The sequence below is a fragment of the Pseudomonas lini genome (assembly GCF_030812475.1).
GTDB lineage: Bacteria > Pseudomonadota > Gammaproteobacteria > Pseudomonadales > Pseudomonadaceae > Aquipseudomonas > Aquipseudomonas lini_A.
In genome coordinates this window covers 12,702-30,042 of record NZ_JAUSSR010000013.1, presented here as the reverse complement: position 1 = coordinate 30,042, position 17,341 = coordinate 12,702, and the positions used below count along the sequence as shown (strand labels likewise).

At 61.2% G+C, this 17,341-nt stretch carries 18 protein-coding genes; 15 read left to right on the top strand and 3 right to left on the bottom strand.

The window, feature by feature from the left end; translation table 11 throughout:
- Window positions 1-67: 67 nt before the first annotated feature.
- On the top strand, window positions 68-874 hold the full coding sequence (locus J2W17_RS23125; RefSeq protein WP_307339924.1) for a TatD family hydrolase: 807 nt from the start codon (window positions 68-70) through the stop codon (window positions 872-874).
- Between the two features lie 61 nt (window positions 875-935).
- On the opposite strand, the gene J2W17_RS23120 is transcribed toward J2W17_RS23125, so the two are convergent.
- Together J2W17_RS23120 and J2W17_RS23115 are read right to left on the bottom strand one after the other, a co-directional pair.
- Complete coding sequence (locus J2W17_RS23120; protein WP_307339921.1) at window positions 936-1,169, bottom strand: hypothetical protein; 234 nt, start codon at window positions 1,167-1,169, stop codon at window positions 936-938.
- A gap of 41 nt (window positions 1,170-1,210) precedes the next feature.
- Window positions 1,211-2,416, bottom strand: coding sequence for an acyl-CoA dehydrogenase (locus J2W17_RS23115; protein ID WP_307339918.1), 1,206 nt, complete (start codon window positions 2,414-2,416; stop codon window positions 1,211-1,213).
- Between the two features lie 201 nt (window positions 2,417-2,617).
- On the opposite strand from J2W17_RS23115, the gene J2W17_RS23110 reads away from it, so the two are divergent.
- Window positions 2,618-3,547, top strand: a complete 930-nt coding sequence (locus J2W17_RS23110) for a LysR family transcriptional regulator (protein WP_307339915.1) — start codon at window positions 2,618-2,620, stop codon at window positions 3,545-3,547.
- A gap of 196 nt (window positions 3,548-3,743) precedes the next feature.
- Here J2W17_RS23110 and J2W17_RS23105 read toward each other — a convergent pair whose 3' ends face one another.
- Window positions 3,744-4,430, bottom strand: coding sequence for an alpha/beta family hydrolase (locus tag J2W17_RS23105; protein WP_307339912.1), 687 nt, complete (start codon window positions 4,428-4,430; stop codon window positions 3,744-3,746).
- Window positions 4,431-4,525: 95 nt separating this feature from the next.
- Here J2W17_RS23105 and ccoN (J2W17_RS23100) point away from each other — a divergent pair, with 95 nt between their 5' ends.
- The 13 genes from ccoN (J2W17_RS23100) (at window position 4,526) to J2W17_RS23040 (ending at window position 17,274) form a co-directional block, all read left to right on the top strand.
- Complete coding sequence (gene ccoN, locus J2W17_RS23100) at window positions 4,526-5,950, top strand: cytochrome-c oxidase, cbb3-type subunit I (protein ID WP_307339909.1); 1,425 nt, start codon at window positions 4,526-4,528, stop codon at window positions 5,948-5,950.
- 10 nt (window positions 5,951-5,960) lie between these two features.
- The gene (ccoO, locus tag J2W17_RS23095; RefSeq protein ID WP_307339906.1) at window positions 5,961-6,569 is read left to right on the top strand and encodes a cytochrome-c oxidase, cbb3-type subunit II; all 609 of its coding nucleotides are present in this window, start codon (window positions 5,961-5,963) and stop codon (window positions 6,567-6,569) included.
- A gap of 9 nt (window positions 6,570-6,578) precedes the next feature.
- On the top strand, window positions 6,579-6,791 hold the full coding sequence (locus tag J2W17_RS23090) for a cbb3-type cytochrome oxidase subunit 3 (protein ID WP_373460027.1): 213 nt from the start codon (window positions 6,579-6,581) through the stop codon (window positions 6,789-6,791).
- Window positions 6,788-7,741, top strand: a complete 954-nt coding sequence (gene ccoP, locus J2W17_RS23085; RefSeq protein WP_307339903.1) for a cytochrome-c oxidase, cbb3-type subunit III — start codon at window positions 6,788-6,790, stop codon at window positions 7,739-7,741. The genes J2W17_RS23090 and ccoP (J2W17_RS23085) overlap by 4 nt, the downstream gene beginning before the upstream one ends.
- A gap of 481 nt (window positions 7,742-8,222) precedes the next feature.
- Window positions 8,223-9,665: a cytochrome-c oxidase, cbb3-type subunit I gene (ccoN, locus tag J2W17_RS23080; protein ID WP_307339900.1), complete on the top strand. Its 1,443-nt coding sequence runs from the start codon at window positions 8,223-8,225 to the stop codon at window positions 9,663-9,665.
- Window positions 9,665-10,273 (top strand): cytochrome-c oxidase, cbb3-type subunit II, encoded by a 609-nt coding sequence (ccoO, locus tag J2W17_RS23075; protein WP_017337535.1) that lies wholly within the window; start codon window positions 9,665-9,667, stop codon window positions 10,271-10,273. The genes ccoN (J2W17_RS23080) and ccoO (J2W17_RS23075) overlap by 1 nt, the downstream gene beginning before the upstream one ends.
- Before the next feature lie 5 nt (window positions 10,274-10,278).
- The gene (locus tag J2W17_RS23070; protein WP_003175465.1) at window positions 10,279-10,464 is read left to right on the top strand and encodes a CcoQ/FixQ family Cbb3-type cytochrome c oxidase assembly chaperone; all 186 of its coding nucleotides are present in this window, start codon (window positions 10,279-10,281) and stop codon (window positions 10,462-10,464) included.
- Window positions 10,461-11,444 (top strand): cytochrome-c oxidase, cbb3-type subunit III, encoded by a 984-nt coding sequence (gene ccoP / locus J2W17_RS23065; RefSeq protein WP_307339894.1) that lies wholly within the window; start codon window positions 10,461-10,463, stop codon window positions 11,442-11,444. The genes J2W17_RS23070 and ccoP (J2W17_RS23065) overlap by 4 nt, the downstream gene beginning before the upstream one ends.
- Window positions 11,445-11,783: 339 nt before the next feature.
- Window positions 11,784-13,199: a cytochrome c oxidase accessory protein CcoG gene (ccoG, locus tag J2W17_RS23060; RefSeq protein WP_307339891.1), complete on the top strand. Its 1,416-nt coding sequence runs from the start codon at window positions 11,784-11,786 to the stop codon at window positions 13,197-13,199.
- 11 nt (window positions 13,200-13,210) lie between these two features.
- Entirely contained in the window at window positions 13,211-13,750 is a 540-nt protein-coding gene (locus J2W17_RS23055) for a FixH family protein (protein ID WP_307339888.1), read from the top strand.
- A gap of 155 nt (window positions 13,751-13,905) precedes the next feature.
- Window positions 13,906-16,356 (top strand): heavy metal translocating P-type ATPase, encoded by a 2,451-nt coding sequence (locus J2W17_RS23050; protein WP_307339884.1) that lies wholly within the window; start codon window positions 13,906-13,908, stop codon window positions 16,354-16,356.
- Between the two features lie 23 nt (window positions 16,357-16,379).
- Entirely contained in the window at window positions 16,380-16,598 is a 219-nt protein-coding gene (gene ccoS, locus J2W17_RS23045; protein WP_307339881.1) for a cbb3-type cytochrome oxidase assembly protein CcoS, read from the top strand.
- The gene (locus J2W17_RS23040) at window positions 16,591-17,274 is read left to right on the top strand and encodes a sulfite exporter TauE/SafE family protein (RefSeq protein WP_307339878.1); all 684 of its coding nucleotides are present in this window, start codon (window positions 16,591-16,593) and stop codon (window positions 17,272-17,274) included. Before ccoS ends, J2W17_RS23040 begins: the two co-directional genes overlap by 8 nt.
- Window positions 17,275-17,341 lie beyond the last annotated feature (67 nt).

The window sequence follows — 17,341 nt, the reverse complement described above, 5'->3', positions numbered from 1 at the left end:
GTTCTTGGTTTTTCTTATAAATGTGCAGCTCTGATATGCTTTCCGGCCAATGGTCCGAGGTAGCACCATGCAACTCATCGATATCGGCGTCAACCTGACCAACCCCTGTTTCGCCGACAAGCACCAGGCGGTACTCGACCGAGCCTACGCTGCCGGCGTATGCCAGTTGGTGCTTACCGGTACCAGTGTCGAGGGCAGCGAACAGGCGCTGGAGCTGTGTCGCCAGCTGGATGAAACGGCGCAACGGCTGTTCGCCACCGCCGGTGTTCATCCTCATTCGGCCAGTGACTGGAACGCCGACAGCGAGCGACAACTACGCAGTTTGCTCAAGGAGCCGAATGTGGTGGCCGTGGGTGAATGCGGACTGGATTTCAATCGCGATTTCTCACCACGCCCGCAGCAGGAAAAAGTCCTCGAAGAGCATCTCGCAATGGCGGTCGAGCTGCAAATGCCAGTGTTTCTCCACGAACGCGATGCCAGCCAGCGCTTGCTGGAGATCCTGCGTGATTACCGTGATCGGTTGCCCGCCGCGGTGGTGCATTGCTTCACCGGCGAGAAAAAGGCGCTGTTCAGCTACCTGGATCTGGATTTGCACATCGGCATCACCGGCTGGATTTGCGACGAGCGCCGGGGGACACACCTGCATCCGTTGGTGAAGGAAATCAAGCGCGGGCGGTTGATGCTCGAGAGCGATGCGCCGTACCTGTTACCGCGCAGTCTGCGGCCCAAGCCGAAAAACGGGCGCAACGAGCCTGCGTACCTCACCGAAGTGTTGCGCGAAGTGGCGCTGCATCGTGGGGAAAGCGAGGAAGACCTGGCGGCTCATAGCACTGCGTGTGCGCGGGCGTTCTATGGGCTGCCGGTGGTCGACTGACAAACCATCGGTTTTTGATGTAAAACCGACCTTTGTGGGAGCGAGCTTGCTCGCGATGGGCTCAAGAAACGCGGCGTTTAACCTGTAAACACGCGTTATCGTTGACGTCCATCGCGAGCAAGCTTGCTCCTACATAAGCACCGCATTTATCCAGCAAATACGCGTTATCGTTGACGTCCTTCGCGAGCAAGCTTGCTCCTACATAAGCACCGCATTTATCCAGCAAATATGCGTTATCGTTGACGTCCATCGCGAGCAAGCTTGCTCCTACATAAGCACCGCGTTTATCCAGCAAATACGCGTTATCGTTGACGTCCTTCGCGAGCTAGCCTGTTCCTACCGGACGTACTTGCCGATCTCGAACTTGCCGATCGCCGCGCGGTGCACTTCGTCCGGGCCGTCGGCCAGGCGCAGGGTGCGTTGCATGGCGTACATGTAGGCCAGAGGGAAATCGTTGGACACCCCTGCCCCGCCATGGATCTGGATCGCCCGGTCGATCACCCGCAAGGCCACGTTCGGCGCGACCACCTTGATCTGCGCGATTTCGCTTTTCGCGATCTTGTTGCCGACGGTGTCCATCATGTACGCGGCTTTCAAAGTCAGCAGGCGCGCCATGTCGATCTCCATCCGCGAGTCGGCGATCTTGTCGATGTTACCGCCCAGGCGTGCCAGGGGCTTGCCAAACGCGGTACGGTTCACCGCGCGTTTGCACATCAGTTCCAGCGCACGCTCAGCCATGCCGATCGAACGCATGCAGTGGTGGATCCGGCCAGGGCCAAGGCGACCCTGGGCGATTTCGAAGCCGCGTCCTTCACCCAACAGGACGTTTTCGTACGGCACCCGGACATTGTCGAACAGCACTTCGGCATGCCCGTGAGGAGCGTCGTCGTAGCCGAAGACCGGCAACGGGCGCACGATTTTCACCCCTGCGGTATCCACCGGTACCAGAATCATCGAGTGCTGGGCATGGCGCGGTGCGTCCGGATCGCTCAGGCCCATGAAGATCAGGATCTTGCAGCGCGGATCGCAGGCACCGGAGGTCCACCATTTCTTGCCATTGATCACCCACTCGTCGCCATCGCGCACGGCGCGGGCGGCCATGTTGGTGGCGTCGGAGGACGCCACGTCCGGTTCGGTCATGGCAAACGCCGACCGAATATCACCACGCAGCAAGGGTTCGAGCCAGCGTTGCTTCTGTTCTTCGTTGGCGTAACGCACCAGTACTTCCATGTTGCCCGTGTCCGGCGCGGAGCAGTTGAACGGTTCCGGCCCCAGCAGCGAACGGCCCATGATTTCCGCCAGCGGCGCGTATTCCAGGTTGCTCAGGCCGGCACCGAGTTCGGACTCGGGAAGAAACAAATTCCACAGCCCTTCAGCCTTGGCCTTGAGTTTGAGCTCCTCCATGATAGCCGTCGGCTGCCAGCGATCACCCTCGGCGACCTGGCGCTCGAACACGGCTTCGGCAGGATAAACGTAGGTGTCCATGAACGCGGTCACGCGCTCACGCAGTTCTTGCACCTTGGGCGAATAAGCGAAATCCATGGGCAGCTCTACCTTTCGACAGGGGGTTTCAGAGGAGTTGTTCAGGTCATGCAATCGATGCTAGAACAGCTACTAAAATTTACCTAGCCTATTCTCGGCGTGTATTAACATTCATCACCGATATATGATCGACTGATCGCCAAGGCCACCAAACCCACCCACCGCTCCCTATGACACCGCCCATATAAAAAGAGTGCAGCCATGAATCTGAGCAAAGTCGACCTCAATCTTTTCATCGTCTTTGACGCGATCTACACCGAAGCCAACCTGACCCGGGCCGGACAGATTGTCGGTATCACTCAACCGGCCGTGTCCAACGCCCTGGCCCGCCTGCGCGAGACCTTCAACGACCCGTTGTTCGTGCGCACCGCCCAGGGCATGGTCCCGACGCCGATGGCCCAGAACATCATCGGCCCGGTACGCAACGCCCTCTCCCTGCTGCGGGTCTCGGTCCAGGAAAGCCGTATCTTCAATCCGCTGCAGGCGGTCAAGACCTACCGCATCAGCATGACCGACCTCACCGAAGCGGTGATCCTGCCACCCCTGTTCCAGCGTCTGCGTCGCCTGGCACCCACGGTGATCATCGAGAGCTTCCTGTCCAAGCGCCGCGAAACCACCAAGGAACTGGCGGCCGGACGCCTCGACTTCGCCGTCGACGCGCCGCTCAACACCGACCCGCAGGTACGCCACGTCAAGCTGATGGAAGACCGCTACGTGTGTGCGATGCGCAAGGGGCATCCGCTGGCGGGCAAGGAAAAATTCAGCCTCGATGATTACCTCTCCCTGACCCACATCCATATCTCCAGCCGTCGCAGCGGCCTGGGTCATGTCGATCTGGCGCTGGGCAAGATGGGCATCCAGCGCAAGATCGCCCTGCGCTCCCAGCATTACCTGATGGCCTCGCAAGTGTTGCAGCAGACGGACATGGTCATGACCGTGCCGGAGCGCTTCGCCCGCCGTCATGACTTGTACTCGGTAAACCTGCCGGTCAATGACGTGCCGCCGGTGGAAACCCACCTCTACTGGCACGAAAGCACCGACCAGGACCCGGCTAACCGCTGGATGCGCGAGCAGATGATCGAGCTGTGCCAACAGGTGACGGCCCATGAAAAGAAGCTGGACAAGGTCTAGCCAGCGGCACGCCCCCTCTGTAGGAGCTGGCTTGCCAGCGAAAGCGGTCTGTTAGCCACCACCTCTGCTGAATGTGCCACCGCCTTCGCCAGCAAGCCGGCTCCTACAGTTCGGGGCCGCGTTATATCGCGCGGCCCGAGCGGAACCTGAGGCGAGGGCGGCGTTCCGACGATGGGATCCCAAGCGCAGCGAAAGCTCACAGAAGAAACATGGCTACCTGACTCGCCGCTGCCGCCAGATGCTGTTCATGAGTAAACCCTGAAGCCTTCAACGGCTTCAAATCATGATCCCCCGCCACCAGCCACAACACCTCGATACCTGGCGCCAATGTGTAAGTCTCAACCGCCTCACGATTGCCCAACGCATCCCGCTCCCCCTGAACAATCAGCGTCCGCGTCTTCAATCCGGCCAAATGCTCGACCCGCGGCTTCTGCGGTTTACCGACCGCATAAAACGGATACCCCAGACACACCAGCGCATCCACCCCCAGTTCATCCGCCAATAGACTGGCCATGCGCCCGCCCATGGACTTGCCGCCAATGGCCAGACGCCCAGCGACATGGCGTCGCACCACGGCATAGACCTCACGCCAGCATTCCAGCAATTTGGGGGCCGGGTTGGGTGGACGTTTGCCACCATCAAGTCGCCGCTGCGCCATATACGGAAACTCGAAGCGCAGCACGTTGACGCCATGCGCAGCAAGACGTGCGGCGATGTCGTCCATCCAGGCACTGTCCATCGGCGCGCCGGCGCCGTGGGCGAGAATCAGCGTCACAGGCTCGACCGATCCCTTGCCGGCAGCCTCATTCCACAACCATCCGTGATCGTGCATACACCGCGCCCATTGATCCCCGTCAATACTGGCCTTGTGCTCTTTGCCCATGCTTGCCTCGCTTTTAGTCTGCCTATAACTCCAGGCGAAGTGAGCGTTGCGTTGCGCATACGCCTGCACTTCAGCTGAACCGTGGATGGGGAACCATGAACACTTCTATGAGTACCGCCTACAACTACAAGGTGGTCCGCCAATTCGCCATTATGACGGTGGTGTGGGGCATCGTCGGCATGGGCCTCGGGGTTTTTCTCGCAGCCCAGTTGGTATGGCCCGAGCTCAACTTCGATCTGCCATGGACCAGTTTCGGCCGATTACGCCCGCTGCACACCAACGCGGTGATCTTCGCCTTTGGCGGTTGCGCCTTGTTTGCCAGTTCGTTCTATTCCGTGCAGCGCACCAGCCAGACAAAACTGTTCGCCCCTAAAATTGCCGCGTTCTGTTTCTGGGGCTGGCAGCTGGTGATCCTGCTGGCGGCCATCAGCCTGCCGCTGGGTTACACCAGTTCCAAGGAATACGCCGAGCTCGAATGGCCGATCGACATCCTGATCACCATCGTCTGGGTCGCGTACGCCGTGGTGTTCTTCGGCACGATCATGCAGCGCAAGACCAAGCACATCTACGTTGGCAACTGGTTCTTCGGCGCATTCATCATCACCGTGGCGATTCTGCACATCGTCAACAACCTTGAACTGCCGGTGAGTTTCACCAAGTCCTACTCGGTCTACGCCGGTGCCACCGATGCCATGGTGCAGTGGTGGTATGGGCACAACGCCGTGGGCTTTTTCCTCACCGCCGGCTTCCTCGGGATGATGTATTACTTCGTGCCGAAACAGGCCGAACGCCCGGTGTATTCCTATCGCCTGTCGATCGTGCACTTCTGGGCACTGATCACCCTCTACATCTGGGCCGGCCCGCACCACTTGCACTACACCGCGCTGCCGGACTGGGCCCAGTCGCTGGGCATGGTGATGTCGCTGATCCTGCTGGCGCCGAGCTGGGGCGGCATGATCAACGGCATGATGACGCTCTCGGGCGCCTGGCATAAATTGCGCAGCGACCCGATCCTGCGCTTCCTCGTGGTGTCCCTGGCGTTCTACGGCATGTCGACTTTCGAAGGGCCGATGATGGCGATCAAGACCGTCAACGCCCTCTCCCACTACACCGACTGGACCATCGGCCACGTGCACGCCGGCGCCCTCGGCTGGGTGGCGATGATTTCGATCGGCGCGCTGTACCACATGATCCCGAAAATCTTCGGCCGCACCCAGATGCACAGCATCGGCCTGATCAACGCGCACTTCTGGCTCGCCACCATCGGCACCGTGCTCTACATCGCCTCGATGTGGGTCAACGGCATCGCCCAGGGCCTGATGTGGCGCGCGATCAATGACGACGGCACGCTGACCTACTCCTTCGTCGAAACCCTGGTGGCCAGCCATCCCGGCTTCGTCGTGCGACTGGTCGGTGGCGCGATCTTCTTCAGCGGCATGCTGCTGATGGCCTACAACACCTGGCGCACCGTGCGGGCTTCGCAGCCTGCCGAAGCCGCCGCTGCCGCGCAGATCGCCTGAGGAGGCCGCCATGAAACACGAAACAATTGAGAAAAACGTCGGCCTGCTGATGTTGCTGATGGTCCTGGCCGTGAGCATTGGCGGCTTGACCCAGATCGTCCCGCTGTTCTTCCAGGACGTGACCAACAAACCGGTGGAAGGCATGAAGCCCTACACCGCGCTGCAACTGGAAGGTCGCGACATCTACATCCGCGAAGGCTGCGTCGGTTGCCACTCGCAGATGATCCGGCCGTTCCGCGCCGAGACCGAACGCTACGGTCACTATTCGGTAGCGGGTGAAAGCGTCTGGGATCACCCGTTCCTGTGGGGTTCGAAACGTACCGGTCCGGACCTGGCCAGGGTCGGCGGTCGCTATTCCGAGGACTGGCACCGCGCGCACTTGTACAACCCGCGCAACGTGGTGCCGGAATCGAAAATGCCCGGCTATCCGTGGCTGGTGGCCAATCAACTCGACAGCAGCCACACCGAAAACAAGATCAAGGCGATGCGCACCCTCGGCGTGCCCTACAGCGACGACGACATAGCAGGCTCAGTCGCCTCGCTCAAAGGCAAGACCGAAATGGATGCACTGGTCGCTTACCTGCAAGTGCTTGGCACATCCATCAAGAGCAAGAGGTGAGTCATGGCCATGCCCTTTGAAATAGTGAGCCAATTGAGCAGTGGAATGATCCGCGGCCTGGGCACGGTCGTGGTGTTTGTGGCCTTCGTCGGCCTGACGCTGTGGGTGTTCAACAGCAAACGCACTCCGGCGTTCGCCGAAGCGCGTTTGCTACCGTTCGCCGATGAACCGCTGCCCAACGAAGCCACCCAAGAACCTGAAACAAGGAGTACCCGGCCATGACCACCTTCTGGAGTACGTGGATCTGCGTACTGACCATCGGCAGCCTGATCGGCCTGACCTGGCTGCTGATCGGCACCCGCAAGGGCGAAACCAAGGGCAGCGTGGACCAGACCATGGGCCACAGCTTCGACGGCATCGAGGAGTATGACAACCCACTGCCGCAGTGGTGGTTCATGCTGTTCGCCGGGACCCTGGTGTTCGCCGTCGGGTATCTGGTGCTGTACCCGGGCCTGGGCAACTGGAAAGGCATCCTTCCAGGTTATGAGGATGGCTGGACCGGCGTCCACGAATGGGAAAAGGAGATGAACAAGGCCGAAGCCAAGTTCGGGCCGATCTTCGCCAAATTTGCGGCCATGCCCGTGGAAGAGGTGGCCAACGATCCGCAAGCGCTGACCATGGGCGGTCGTCTGTTTGCTTCCAACTGCGCGGTGTGCCACGGCTCGGATGCCAAGGGCGCCTTCGGCTTCCCGAACCTGGCCGACAGCCATTGGCGCTGGGGCGGCGATGCCGAGACGATCAAGACCACTATCCTGGGCGGGCGCATGGCGGCGATGCCGGCCTGGGGTGAAATCCTCGGTGAAGCCGGCGTGAAGAACGTTGCGGCTTATGTGCGTCATGATCTGGCGGGCCTGCCTGTACCGGACGACAGCACGGCCGACCTGCAAGCCGGGCAGCACGCGTTCAACACCACCTGTGTCGCCTGTCACGGGGCAAAGGGCCACGGCACTGAAGCCATGGGTGCGCCGAACCTGACGCAACCGGCCGGGTTCATCTATGGCACCAGCCTGGCGCAGCTTGAACAAACGATTCGCCATGGCCGTCAGGGGCATATGCCGGCGCAGAACGAACTGCTTGGCAAAGATAAAGTGCAATTGCTGGCGGCCTATGTGTACAGCCTGTCTCACGGACTGAATACAGACCGACTGCAGGCCAAAGGCAAAAGCGAATAATTCTTGAACCCAACACGGCCGCATTCTTCCGAATGCGGCAGTTCCCTGCCCCTTTGCGACCCATTGTCGCACCCTCCCTTAGTCCTCCTTTCGGTTCCCCGGATTCGGGTCTAAGCTTCCCCCGATGCGGACTGGCATGAGCCGGCTCGAGGTCGACCTTACCCGATGTGTTAGACGAATTTGCCCGATGACAGGCCGCAAAGGCTGGTAGATACCGGCTGTCATGCCAATTGCCATCAGCCGCCACATCGTCATTTTCAACACACCCCGTTACAACTGACCTGACCCCCTCACCCTGTTCCCGCGCCGGGGCATTTTGTCCGGGGGCAATTTTGTCCTTACGCGGCGCATGGAAAGGCCGCAGAATCAGCTTTTGAAAGCATTGACCCAGGTCATGGCGCGTTGCAATGACCCCCCGCTTTCTACATACTTGCGGCCGATTTTTACTCCTAATAAAACACCCAAACCGTGGAACCTTAGAATGAGCACAGCAATCAGTCCGACTGCTTATAACTATAAGGTAGTCCGCCAGTTCGCCATCATGACGGTGGTCTGGGGGATCCTTGGCATGGGGCTCGGTGTCTTCATCGCCTCGCAACTGGTCTGGCCGGAGTTGAACTTCGGTCTGCCATGGACGAGCTTTGGACGCCTGCGCCCGTTGCACACCAACCTGGTGATTTTCGCCTTCGGTGGTTGTGCACTGTTTGCCACTTCTTATTACGTCGTGCAGCGAACCTGCCAAACGCGACTGATTTCCGACAGCCTCGCCGCCTTCACCTTCTGGGGATGGCAGGCGGTGATCGTCGGCGCGATCATTACCTTGCCGCTGGGTTACACCACCACCAAGGAATACGCGGAGCTGGAATGGCCTTTGGCTATCCTGCTGGCCATTGTCTGGATTTCCTACGGTCTGGTGTTCTTCGGTACCATCACCAAGCGCAACACCAAGCATATCTACGTGGGTAACTGGTTCTACGGTGCCTTCATCGTCGTGACGGCGATGCTGCACATCGTCAACCACGCCTCCCTGCCGGTCAGCTTCTTCAAGTCCTACTCGGCCTACTCGGGTGCGACGGATGCGATGATCCAGTGGTGGTACGGTCACAACGCGGTCGGTTTCTTCCTGACCACCGGCTTCCTGGGGATGATGTACTACTTCGTTCCTAAGCAGGCCGAGCGTCCGATCTACTCCTATCGCCTGTCGATCGTGCACTTCTGGGCGCTGATCACCCTGTACATCTGGGCCGGCCCGCATCACCTGCACTACACCGCGTTGCCGGACTGGGCCCAGTCCCTGGGCATGGCCATGTCGATCATCCTGCTGGCTCCGAGCTGGGGCGGCATGATCAACGGCATGATGACCTTGTCGGGCGCCTGGCATAAGCTGCGCACCGACCCGATCCTGCGCTTCCTCGTGGTATCGCTGGCGTTCTACGGCATGTCGACCTTCGAAGGCCCGATGATGGCCATCAAGACCGTCAACTCGCTGTCGCACTACACCGACTGGACCATCGGCCACGTACACGCCGGCGCTCTTGGCTGGGTAGCGATGATCTCGATCGGCGCGATCTACCACATGATCCCGAAACTGTTCGGTCGCGCGCAGATGCACAGCATCGGCCTGATCAACACCCACTTCTGGCTCGCGACCATCGGTACCGTGCTCTACATCGCCTCGATGTGGGTCAACGGCATCACCCAGGGCCTGATGTGGCGTGCAATCAACGACGACGGGACCCTCACCTACTCGTTCGTCGAAGCGCTGCAAGCCAGCCACCCCGGTTTCATCGTTCGCGCCCTGGGCGGTGCGTTCTTTGCCAGCGGCATGCTGTTCATGGCCTACAACGTATGGCGTACCGTACGTGCCTCGAACCCGGTTGAAGCCAAAGCTGCTGAACAGATTGCTGTAGTTGGAGCTCACTGATGAAGCATGAAGCAGTCGAGAAGAATATTGGCCTGCTGGCCTTCTTCATGGTTATCGCCGTCAGCATCGGCGGCTTGACCCAGATCGTTCCGCTGTTTTTCCAGGACGTCACCAACAAGCCGGTCGAAGGCATGAAGCCGCGCACCGCCCTTGAACTGGAAGGCCGCGACATCTACATCGCCAACGGTTGTGTCGGCTGCCACTCGCAGATGATCCGCCCGTTCCGTGCTGAAACCGAACGTTACGGCCACTACTCGGTCGCCGGTGAAAGCGTCTGGGACCACCCGTTCCTGTGGGGTTCCAAGCGTACCGGCCCGGATCTGGCCCGTGTCGGCGGACGTTACTCCGATGACTGGCAGCGTGCGCACTTGTACAACCCGCGCAACGTGGTGCCCGAGTCGAAAATGCCGGCCTACCCGTTCCTCGTGGAAAACAAGCTCGACGGCAAAGACACCGCCAAGAAAATGGAAGTCTTGCGCACGCTCGGCGTTCCTTACACCGACGAAGACATCGCCGGTGCACAGGATGCCGTGAAGGGCAAAACCGAAATGGACGCGCTGGTGGCCTATCTGCAAGGCCTGGGCACCATCATCAAAAGCAAACGGTGATTTAGATGGATATCGGGATGATTCGTGGCCTGGGCACCGTTGTCGTGATGGTGGCCTTCATCGGTCTGGCGTTGTGGGTGTTCAGCCCCAAGCGCAAGTCGGAGTTTGAAGACGCGACCTTGCTGCCTTTCGCGGATGATCCCGAAGCCATCAAGCACGTCGAGCAAGCTTCTAGGAGTAACAAAGAATGACTACGTTCTGGAGTCTGTATGTCACAGTCCTCAGTCTCGGCACCATCTTCGCCCTGACCTGGCTGCTGCTGTCCACCCGCAAGGGCCAGCGCAGCGAAGCCACCGAAGAAACGGTTGGCCACTCCTTCGACGGGATCGAGGAGTACGACAACCCGCTGCCAAAATGGTGGTTCATGCTGTTCGTGGGCACCATCATCTTCGCCTTGGGATATCTGGTGCTGTATCCGGGCCTGGGCAACTGGAAAGGTCTGCTGCCGGGTTACAACTACCTGGATAACGACAAGCAGACCGCGTTCGCCAACGGCCAGACCGGCTGGACCGGCGTTCACGAGTGGGAAAAGGAAATGGCCAAGTCGGACGCCAGGTTCGGCCCGATCTTCGCCAAGTTCTCGTCCATGCCTATCGAAGAAGTGGCCAAGGATCCGCAAGCCCTGAAGATGGGTGGCCGCCTGTTCGCCTCCAACTGCTCGGTCTGCCACGGTTCGGACGCCAAGGGTGCCTATGGCTTCCCTAACCTGACCGACGCCGACTGGCGCTGGGGCGGCGAAGCGGAAACCATCAAGACCACTATCATGGGCGGTCGTCACGCCGTGATGCCGGCCTGGGCCGAAGTGATCGGCGAGCAAGGCGTGGCTGACGTTGCCGCGTTCGTGCTGACCAACCTCGATGGCCGCAAGCTGCCGGAAGGCGCAAAGGCCGACCCGGTTGCCGGGCAGAAACTGTTCGCCGCCAACTGCGTGGCCTGCCACGGTCCGGCCGGCAAAGGGACGCCAGCCATGGGAGCCCCCGACCTGACCCACCCGGGTGCGTTCATCTACGGTTCGAGCTTCGCTCAGCTGCAGCAGACCATCCGTTACGGCCGTCAAGGCCAGATGCCTGCGCAGGAACAGCTGCAAGGCAACGACAAGGTCCACTTGCTGGCCGCTTACGTCTACAGCCTGTCTCACGGTGAGAAGGCGCCAGCGGAAGATGCCCAGTAACGCCTGATGTAAAAAAACGGCCCCGCCAATGTGAATTGGCGGGGCCGTTTTGTTTGGAGCCCTAAGCTCTTCATATACTGAAGAGTGCAGCGGGTGTCCCCGCTGCACTCTGAGATCCAACGCGATGTTCCAGCATGCAGAAGGCCTCGCTGTAGTCAATTGACTTCAATCATCTTTTGTTACAATCGCTACACCATTCATGATTTTTCCCCAACGCGACCAAAGGTCGCACCCTTGAGCCAGAGCGACAGGCGTACAATTGCGCCACTGCTACACCCTTTTTGACCGCGGTCGGCATGTACTGACCGGGGCATTTTTCCACTGCCGTGGGATGCAATGATGAGTAACCAGATTCCGGTACACGACGTTACCCCGCCTGCCAAGAACACCAACAACAGCGTCGACCTCTACGCCTCTCGGGAAAAGATCTACACCCGCGCCTTCACCGGTCTGTTCCGCAACCTGCGGATGATGGGCGGTGCCGGGTTGTTTCTCCTGTACTTCGGTACGGTCTGGCTCAATTGGGGTGGCCATCAGGCCGTCTGGTGGAACCTGCCGGAGCGCAAATTCTTCATTTTTGGCGCGACCTTCTGGCCCCAGGACTTCATTCTGCTCTCGGGGATTCTGATCGTCAGCGCCTTCGGCCTGTTCTTCATCACCGTGTATGCCGGGCGGGTCTGGTGTGGCTATACCTGCCCGCAGAGTGTCTGGACCTGGATCTTCATGTGGTGCGAAAAAGTCACCGAAGGCGACCGCAACCAGCGCATCAAGCTCGACAAGGCGCCGATGAGCGCCAACAAGTTCCTGCGCAAGTTCAGCAAACACGCGATGTGGCTGTTGATCGGCTTCGTGACCGGCATGACCTTCGTCGGCTACTTCTCGCCGATCCGCGAACTGACCCTCGACTTCTTCACCGGCGCAGCCGATGGCTGGTCCTACTTCTGGGTCGGCTTCTTCACCCTTGCCACCTATGGCAACGCCGGCTGGTTGCGCGAGCAGGTGTGCATCTACATGTGCCCGTACGCCCGCTTCCAGAGCGTGATGTTCGACAAGGACACCCTGATCGTTTCCTACGACCCGCGTCGTGGCGAATCCCGCGGCCCGCGCAAGAAAGGCGTCGACTACAAGGCCATGGGCCTGGGTGATTGCATCGACTGCACCATGTGCGTCCAGGTCTGCCCGACGGGTATCGACATCCGCGATGGCCTGCAGGTCGAGTGCATTGGCTGTGCCGCCTGCATCGATGCCTGCGACAGCATCATGGACAAGATGGACTATCCGCGCGGCCTGATCAGCTACACCACCGAGCACAACCTGTCCGGGCAGAAAACCAATAAACTGCGTCCCCGCCTGATCGGCTATGCCACGGTGCTGCTGGCGATGATCGCATTGCTGGTGACCGCGTTCTTCATGCGCTCGCTGGTCGGCTTCGATGTCAGCAAGGACCGCGTGCTCTACCGCGAGAACGCCGAAGGCCGGATCGAGAACGTCTACAGCCTGAAGATCATGAACAAAGACCAGCGCGACCACACCTACGTGCTGGAAGCCACTGGCCTGCCCGACCTCAAGCTGCAAGGCAAGCGCGAAATCAAAGTCGCCGCCGGGGAGATTTTCAGCCAGCCGGTGGAGTTGTCCAGCGCACCGGAACAACTGCCGTCGAGCACCAATGAGGTGAAGTTCATCCTCAAGGACGCCGATGACGCCAGCATCCACGTTGAAGCCAAGAGCCGGTTCATCGGCCCACAAATTCGTTGAGAGAAGTGACCATGCCCGCAGCAAATGCCACAAGCCCCTGGTACAAGCACCTTTGGCCGTGGATCATCATCGCCATCCTGGCTTGCTCGGTGACCCTGACCTTGTCCATGGTGACCATTGCGGTGAACAACCCGGACAACCTGGTCAACGATAACTACTACGAGGCCGGCAAGGGTATCAACCGTTCGCTGGACCGTGAACTGCTGGCCCAGACCCTGCTGTTGCGCGCCAGCGTTCATCTGGATGGCGTGACCGGTGAAGTCGATGTACGCCTGAACGGCAACAGCGCCCCGGCCACCCTGGAGTTGAACCTGATCTCGCCGACCCAACCGGAGAAGGATCGCAAGATCACCCTCGCCCGCAGCGAAACCGAACAGGGTCGCTACATCGGTCAGGTGAACGACAAGGTCGACGGCCGTCGCTTCGTGGAATTGCTGGGGGTGCAGGATGGGAAAACCTGGCGCATGTTCGAGGAAGAACAGGTCAGTCATGACAAGGATCTGCTGCTGGGCGATGAGCCGCTGCAAGGCGCCGAAGACCTGAAAAAATAAAATCCGGCGCTTCGCGCATCGCGGGCAAGCCCGCTCCCACAGGGTTTTGCATTGATCGCAAAATTGAATAACACCGCCAGTCACTGTGGGAGCGGGCTTGCCCGCGAAGGGGCCCTATCCGACGACAGAGATTCTGCGGCACCAGTGAAAATCCAATGACCACGCCAATCCCCTGCTACCACTGCGCCCTGCCCGTCCCGGCCGGCAGCCGCTTCACCGCTGACGTCCTCGGTGAAACCCGCGAGTTCTGCTGCCCGGGTTGCCAGGCCGTGGCCGAGGCGATTGTCGCCGGGGGCCTTGAAAGCTATTACCAGCATCGCAGTGAAGCCTCGGCCAACCCCGACGCCTTGCCCGTGCAACTGGTGGACGAGCTGGCGTTGTACGACCGCGCCGACGTGCAGGCACCCTTCGTTCGCCACGAAGGGGAACTCGCCGAAACCACGTTGTTGATGGAAGGCATCAGCTGCGCCGCCTGCGGCTGGCTGATCGAGAAACACCTGCGTGGCTTGCCGGCGGTGGCCGAAGCGCGCCTCAACCTGTCAAACCATCGCCTGCACGTACGCTGGGCCGACGGGCAATTGCCGCTGAGCCAGGTACTGAGCGAATTGCGCCACATCGGTTACGCCGCACACCCCTACCAAGCCGACCGCGCCAGCGAACAACTGGCCAGTGAAAACCGCCTGGCCCTGCGCCAGCTCGGGGTCGCCGGCCTGCTGTGGTTCCAGGCGATGATGGCGACCATGGCCACCTGGCCGGAATTCAATATCGACCTCAGCCCCGAACTGCACACCATCCTGCGCTGGGTTGCGCTGTTCCTCACGACGCCGATCGTGTTCTACAGCTGTGCGCCCTTTTTCAAGGGCGCCCTGCGCGACCTGCGTACCCGGCACCTGACCATGGATGTTTCGGTTTCGCTGGCGATCGGCAGCGCCTACATCGCCGGGATCTGGACCTCGATCACCGGGGTCGGTGAACTGTACTTCGATGCCGTTGGCATGTTTGCGCTGTTCCTGCTGGCCGGCCGCTATCTCGAACGTCGCGCCCGGGAGCGTACGGCCGCCGCCACCGCGCAGCTGGTCAATCTGTTGCCCGCCTCTTGCCTGCGCCTCAGTAGTGACGGCCAGAGCGAGCGGATCCTGCTCAGCGAACTGCGCGTGGGCGATCACGTGCTGGTGCATCCCGGCGCTATCCTCCCGGCCGACGGCAAGATCCTCGACGGCCAGTCGAGCATCGACGAATCCCTGCTCACCGGCGAATACCTGCCGCAGTCACGGCGGCCGGGGGATGCAGTCACCGCCGGCACCCTGAACGTCGAGGGCGCGTTGACCGTGCAAGTCCTGGCCCTCGGCCAGGACACCCGATTGTCCGCCATCGTCCGTCTGCTGGACCGTGCCCAGGCAGAGAAGCCGCGACTGGCGGAGATTGCGGACCGCGCCGCGCAGTGGTTCCTGCTGCTGTCGCTGATTGCCGCTGCCATTATCGGTCTGGTCTGGTGGGAACTGGATTCGTCACGGGCGTTCTGGATCGTCCTGGCGATGCTGGTTGCGACGTGCCCGTGCGCCTTGTCCCTGGCCACGCCGACCGCCCTCACCGCCGCCACCGGAACGCTGCATAAACTGGGGTTGCTGTTGACTCGCGGTCATGTGCTGGAAGGCTTGAACCAGATCGACACGGTGATATTCGACAAGACCGGTACCCTCACCGAAGGCCGCCTGGCGCTGCGCTCGATTCGTCCGCTCGGCTCACTCGACAGCGATCAATGCCTGAGTCTCGCCGCCGCTTTGGAAAACCGTTCAGAACACCCGATCGCCCGCGCTTTCGGCCGCGCGCCGCTGGCCGCTGAAGAAGTCCACAGCTCGCCGGGCCTTGGCCTTGAAGGAATGGTCGGTGAACAGCGTTTACGTATCGGCCAACCGGGATTTGTCTGCGAACTCAGCGGCGCCGCCGTGCCCGCCATGCCGGACGAAGCCGGCCAATGGTTGCTGCTCGGCAACCACCAGGGGCCGCTGGCATGGTTTGTCCTCGACGACCGTTTGCGCAGCGACGCCCCCGCATTGCTCGCCGCGTGCAGGGCCCGCGGCTGGCGCACTTTGCTGCTGTCCGGCGACAGTTCGCCGATGGTGGCCAGCGTCGCGGCTGAACTGGGCATCGACGAAGCCCGTGGCGGCTTGCGACCGGAAGATAAATTGCGGGTCCTGCACCAATTGCACAAGGAAGGTCGCAAGGTGTTGATGCTCGGTGACGGGGTCAACGACGTACCGGTGCTGGCCGCCGCCGACATCAGCGTGGCGATGGGCTCGGCGACGGATCTGGCCAAGACCAGTGCCGATGCGGTGTTGCTGTCCAACCGGCTCGACGCACTGGTGCAAGCCTTCAGCCTGGCCCGGCGCACCCGTCGGGTAATCATCGAGAACCTGCTGTGGGCCGGGCTGTACAATGGCCTCATGTTGCCTTTCGCCGCCCTCGGCTGGATCACCCCGGTATGGGCTGCGGTCGGCATGTCCATCAGTTCGTTGACCGTGGTGCTGAACGCCCTGCGCCTGACTCGCCTGCCGAGCGCGCCTGCCGCCAGCGCCACGCCACAAGCCCGCCCGCTGCCGGCCTGAGCCGCGCGGGCATGGAGTGACCCATGCCAGCTCTCTACGTGATGATCCCGGCCGCGCTGCTGATCGTGGCCATTGCGATCTACATCTTCTTCTGGGCGGTCGACAGCGGTCAGTACGACGACCTCGACGGCCCGGCCCACAGCATCCTGTTCGACGACCAGGACCCGAATCACCAGGCGGCGGTCGACGAGGCCAGCAGCCATCCGGCCAAACCGGACGACAAGGCGCCTCCACATGCTTGAGCTGGCGCCCCTGCTGGTGTCTGCAGTGATTCTCGGCCTGCTCGGTGGCGGTCATTGCCTGGGGATGTGCGGCGGCTTGATGGGCGCGCTGACCCTGGCGATTCCCCAGGAACAGCGCAGCCGACGCTTTCGCTTGCTACTGGCCTATAACCTGGGACGAATTCTCAGCTATGCCGCTGCCGGTCTGCTGATCGGACTGGCCGGCTGGGCGGTGGCCAACAGCCCGGCGGCGATGTTCATGCGCGTCATCGCCGGTTTATTGCTGATTGTCATGGGCCTGTACCTGGCCGGTTGGTGGAGCGGCCTGACCCGCATCGAAAGCCTCGGGCGTGGCCTGTGGCGGCACATCCAGCCGATTGCCAACACGTTGCTGCCGGTGTCGAGCCTGCCCCGCGCATTGCTGTTGGGTGCGCTCTGGGGCTGGCTGCCCTGCGGACTGGTCTACAGCACGCTGCTGTGGGCGGCGAGCCAGGGCAATGCGCTGGACAGTGCGCTGCTGATGCTCGCGTTCGGCCTGGGCACCTGGCCGGTGCTGCTGGCCACGGGGCTGGCGGCCGAGCGGGTCACGGCGCTGTTGCGCAAACGCAGCGTGCGCATGACGGGTGGCGTGCTGGTCATCCTGTTCGGTATCTGGACCTTGCCCGGGCCGCATCAGCATTGGTTGATGGGGCATTAGATCGGCGGTGGCCCGATCGCGGCGGTGCGGCGATCCGACAAGCCCGCGAAGAGGCCCTTACTGACAC

Coding starts and splice junctions, on each gene's coding strand:
- J2W17_RS23125 (WP_307339924.1), top strand. CDS start 68: ATGCAACTCATCGATATCGGCGTCAACCTGACCAACCCCTGTTTCGCC.
- J2W17_RS23115 (WP_307339918.1), bottom strand. CDS start 2,416: ATGGATTTCGCTTATTCGCCCAAGGTGCAAGAACTGCGTGAGCGCGTG.
- J2W17_RS23110 (WP_307339915.1), top strand. CDS start 2,618: ATGAATCTGAGCAAAGTCGACCTCAATCTTTTCATCGTCTTTGACGCG.
- J2W17_RS23105 (WP_307339912.1), bottom strand. CDS start 4,430: ATGGGCAAAGAGCACAAGGCCAGTATTGACGGGGATCAATGGGCGCGG.
- ccoN (WP_307339909.1), top strand. CDS start 4,526: ATGAACACTTCTATGAGTACCGCCTACAACTACAAGGTGGTCCGCCAA.
- ccoO (WP_307339906.1), top strand. CDS start 5,961: ATGAAACACGAAACAATTGAGAAAAACGTCGGCCTGCTGATGTTGCTG.
- J2W17_RS23090 (WP_373460027.1), top strand. CDS start 6,579: ATGCCCTTTGAAATAGTGAGCCAATTGAGCAGTGGAATGATCCGCGGC.
- ccoP (WP_307339903.1), top strand. CDS start 6,788: ATGACCACCTTCTGGAGTACGTGGATCTGCGTACTGACCATCGGCAGC.
- ccoN (WP_307339900.1), top strand. CDS start 8,223: ATGAGCACAGCAATCAGTCCGACTGCTTATAACTATAAGGTAGTCCGC.
- ccoO (WP_017337535.1), top strand. CDS start 9,665: ATGAAGCATGAAGCAGTCGAGAAGAATATTGGCCTGCTGGCCTTCTTC.
- J2W17_RS23070 (WP_003175465.1), top strand. CDS start 10,279: ATGGATATCGGGATGATTCGTGGCCTGGGCACCGTTGTCGTGATGGTG.
- ccoP (WP_307339894.1), top strand. CDS start 10,461: ATGACTACGTTCTGGAGTCTGTATGTCACAGTCCTCAGTCTCGGCACC.
- ccoG (WP_307339891.1), top strand. CDS start 11,784: ATGAGTAACCAGATTCCGGTACACGACGTTACCCCGCCTGCCAAGAAC.
- J2W17_RS23055 (WP_307339888.1), top strand. CDS start 13,211: ATGCCCGCAGCAAATGCCACAAGCCCCTGGTACAAGCACCTTTGGCCG.
- J2W17_RS23050 (WP_307339884.1), top strand. CDS start 13,906: ATGACCACGCCAATCCCCTGCTACCACTGCGCCCTGCCCGTCCCGGCC.
- ccoS (WP_307339881.1), top strand. CDS start 16,380: ATGCCAGCTCTCTACGTGATGATCCCGGCCGCGCTGCTGATCGTGGCC.
- J2W17_RS23040 (WP_307339878.1), top strand. CDS start 16,591: ATGCTTGAGCTGGCGCCCCTGCTGGTGTCTGCAGTGATTCTCGGCCTG.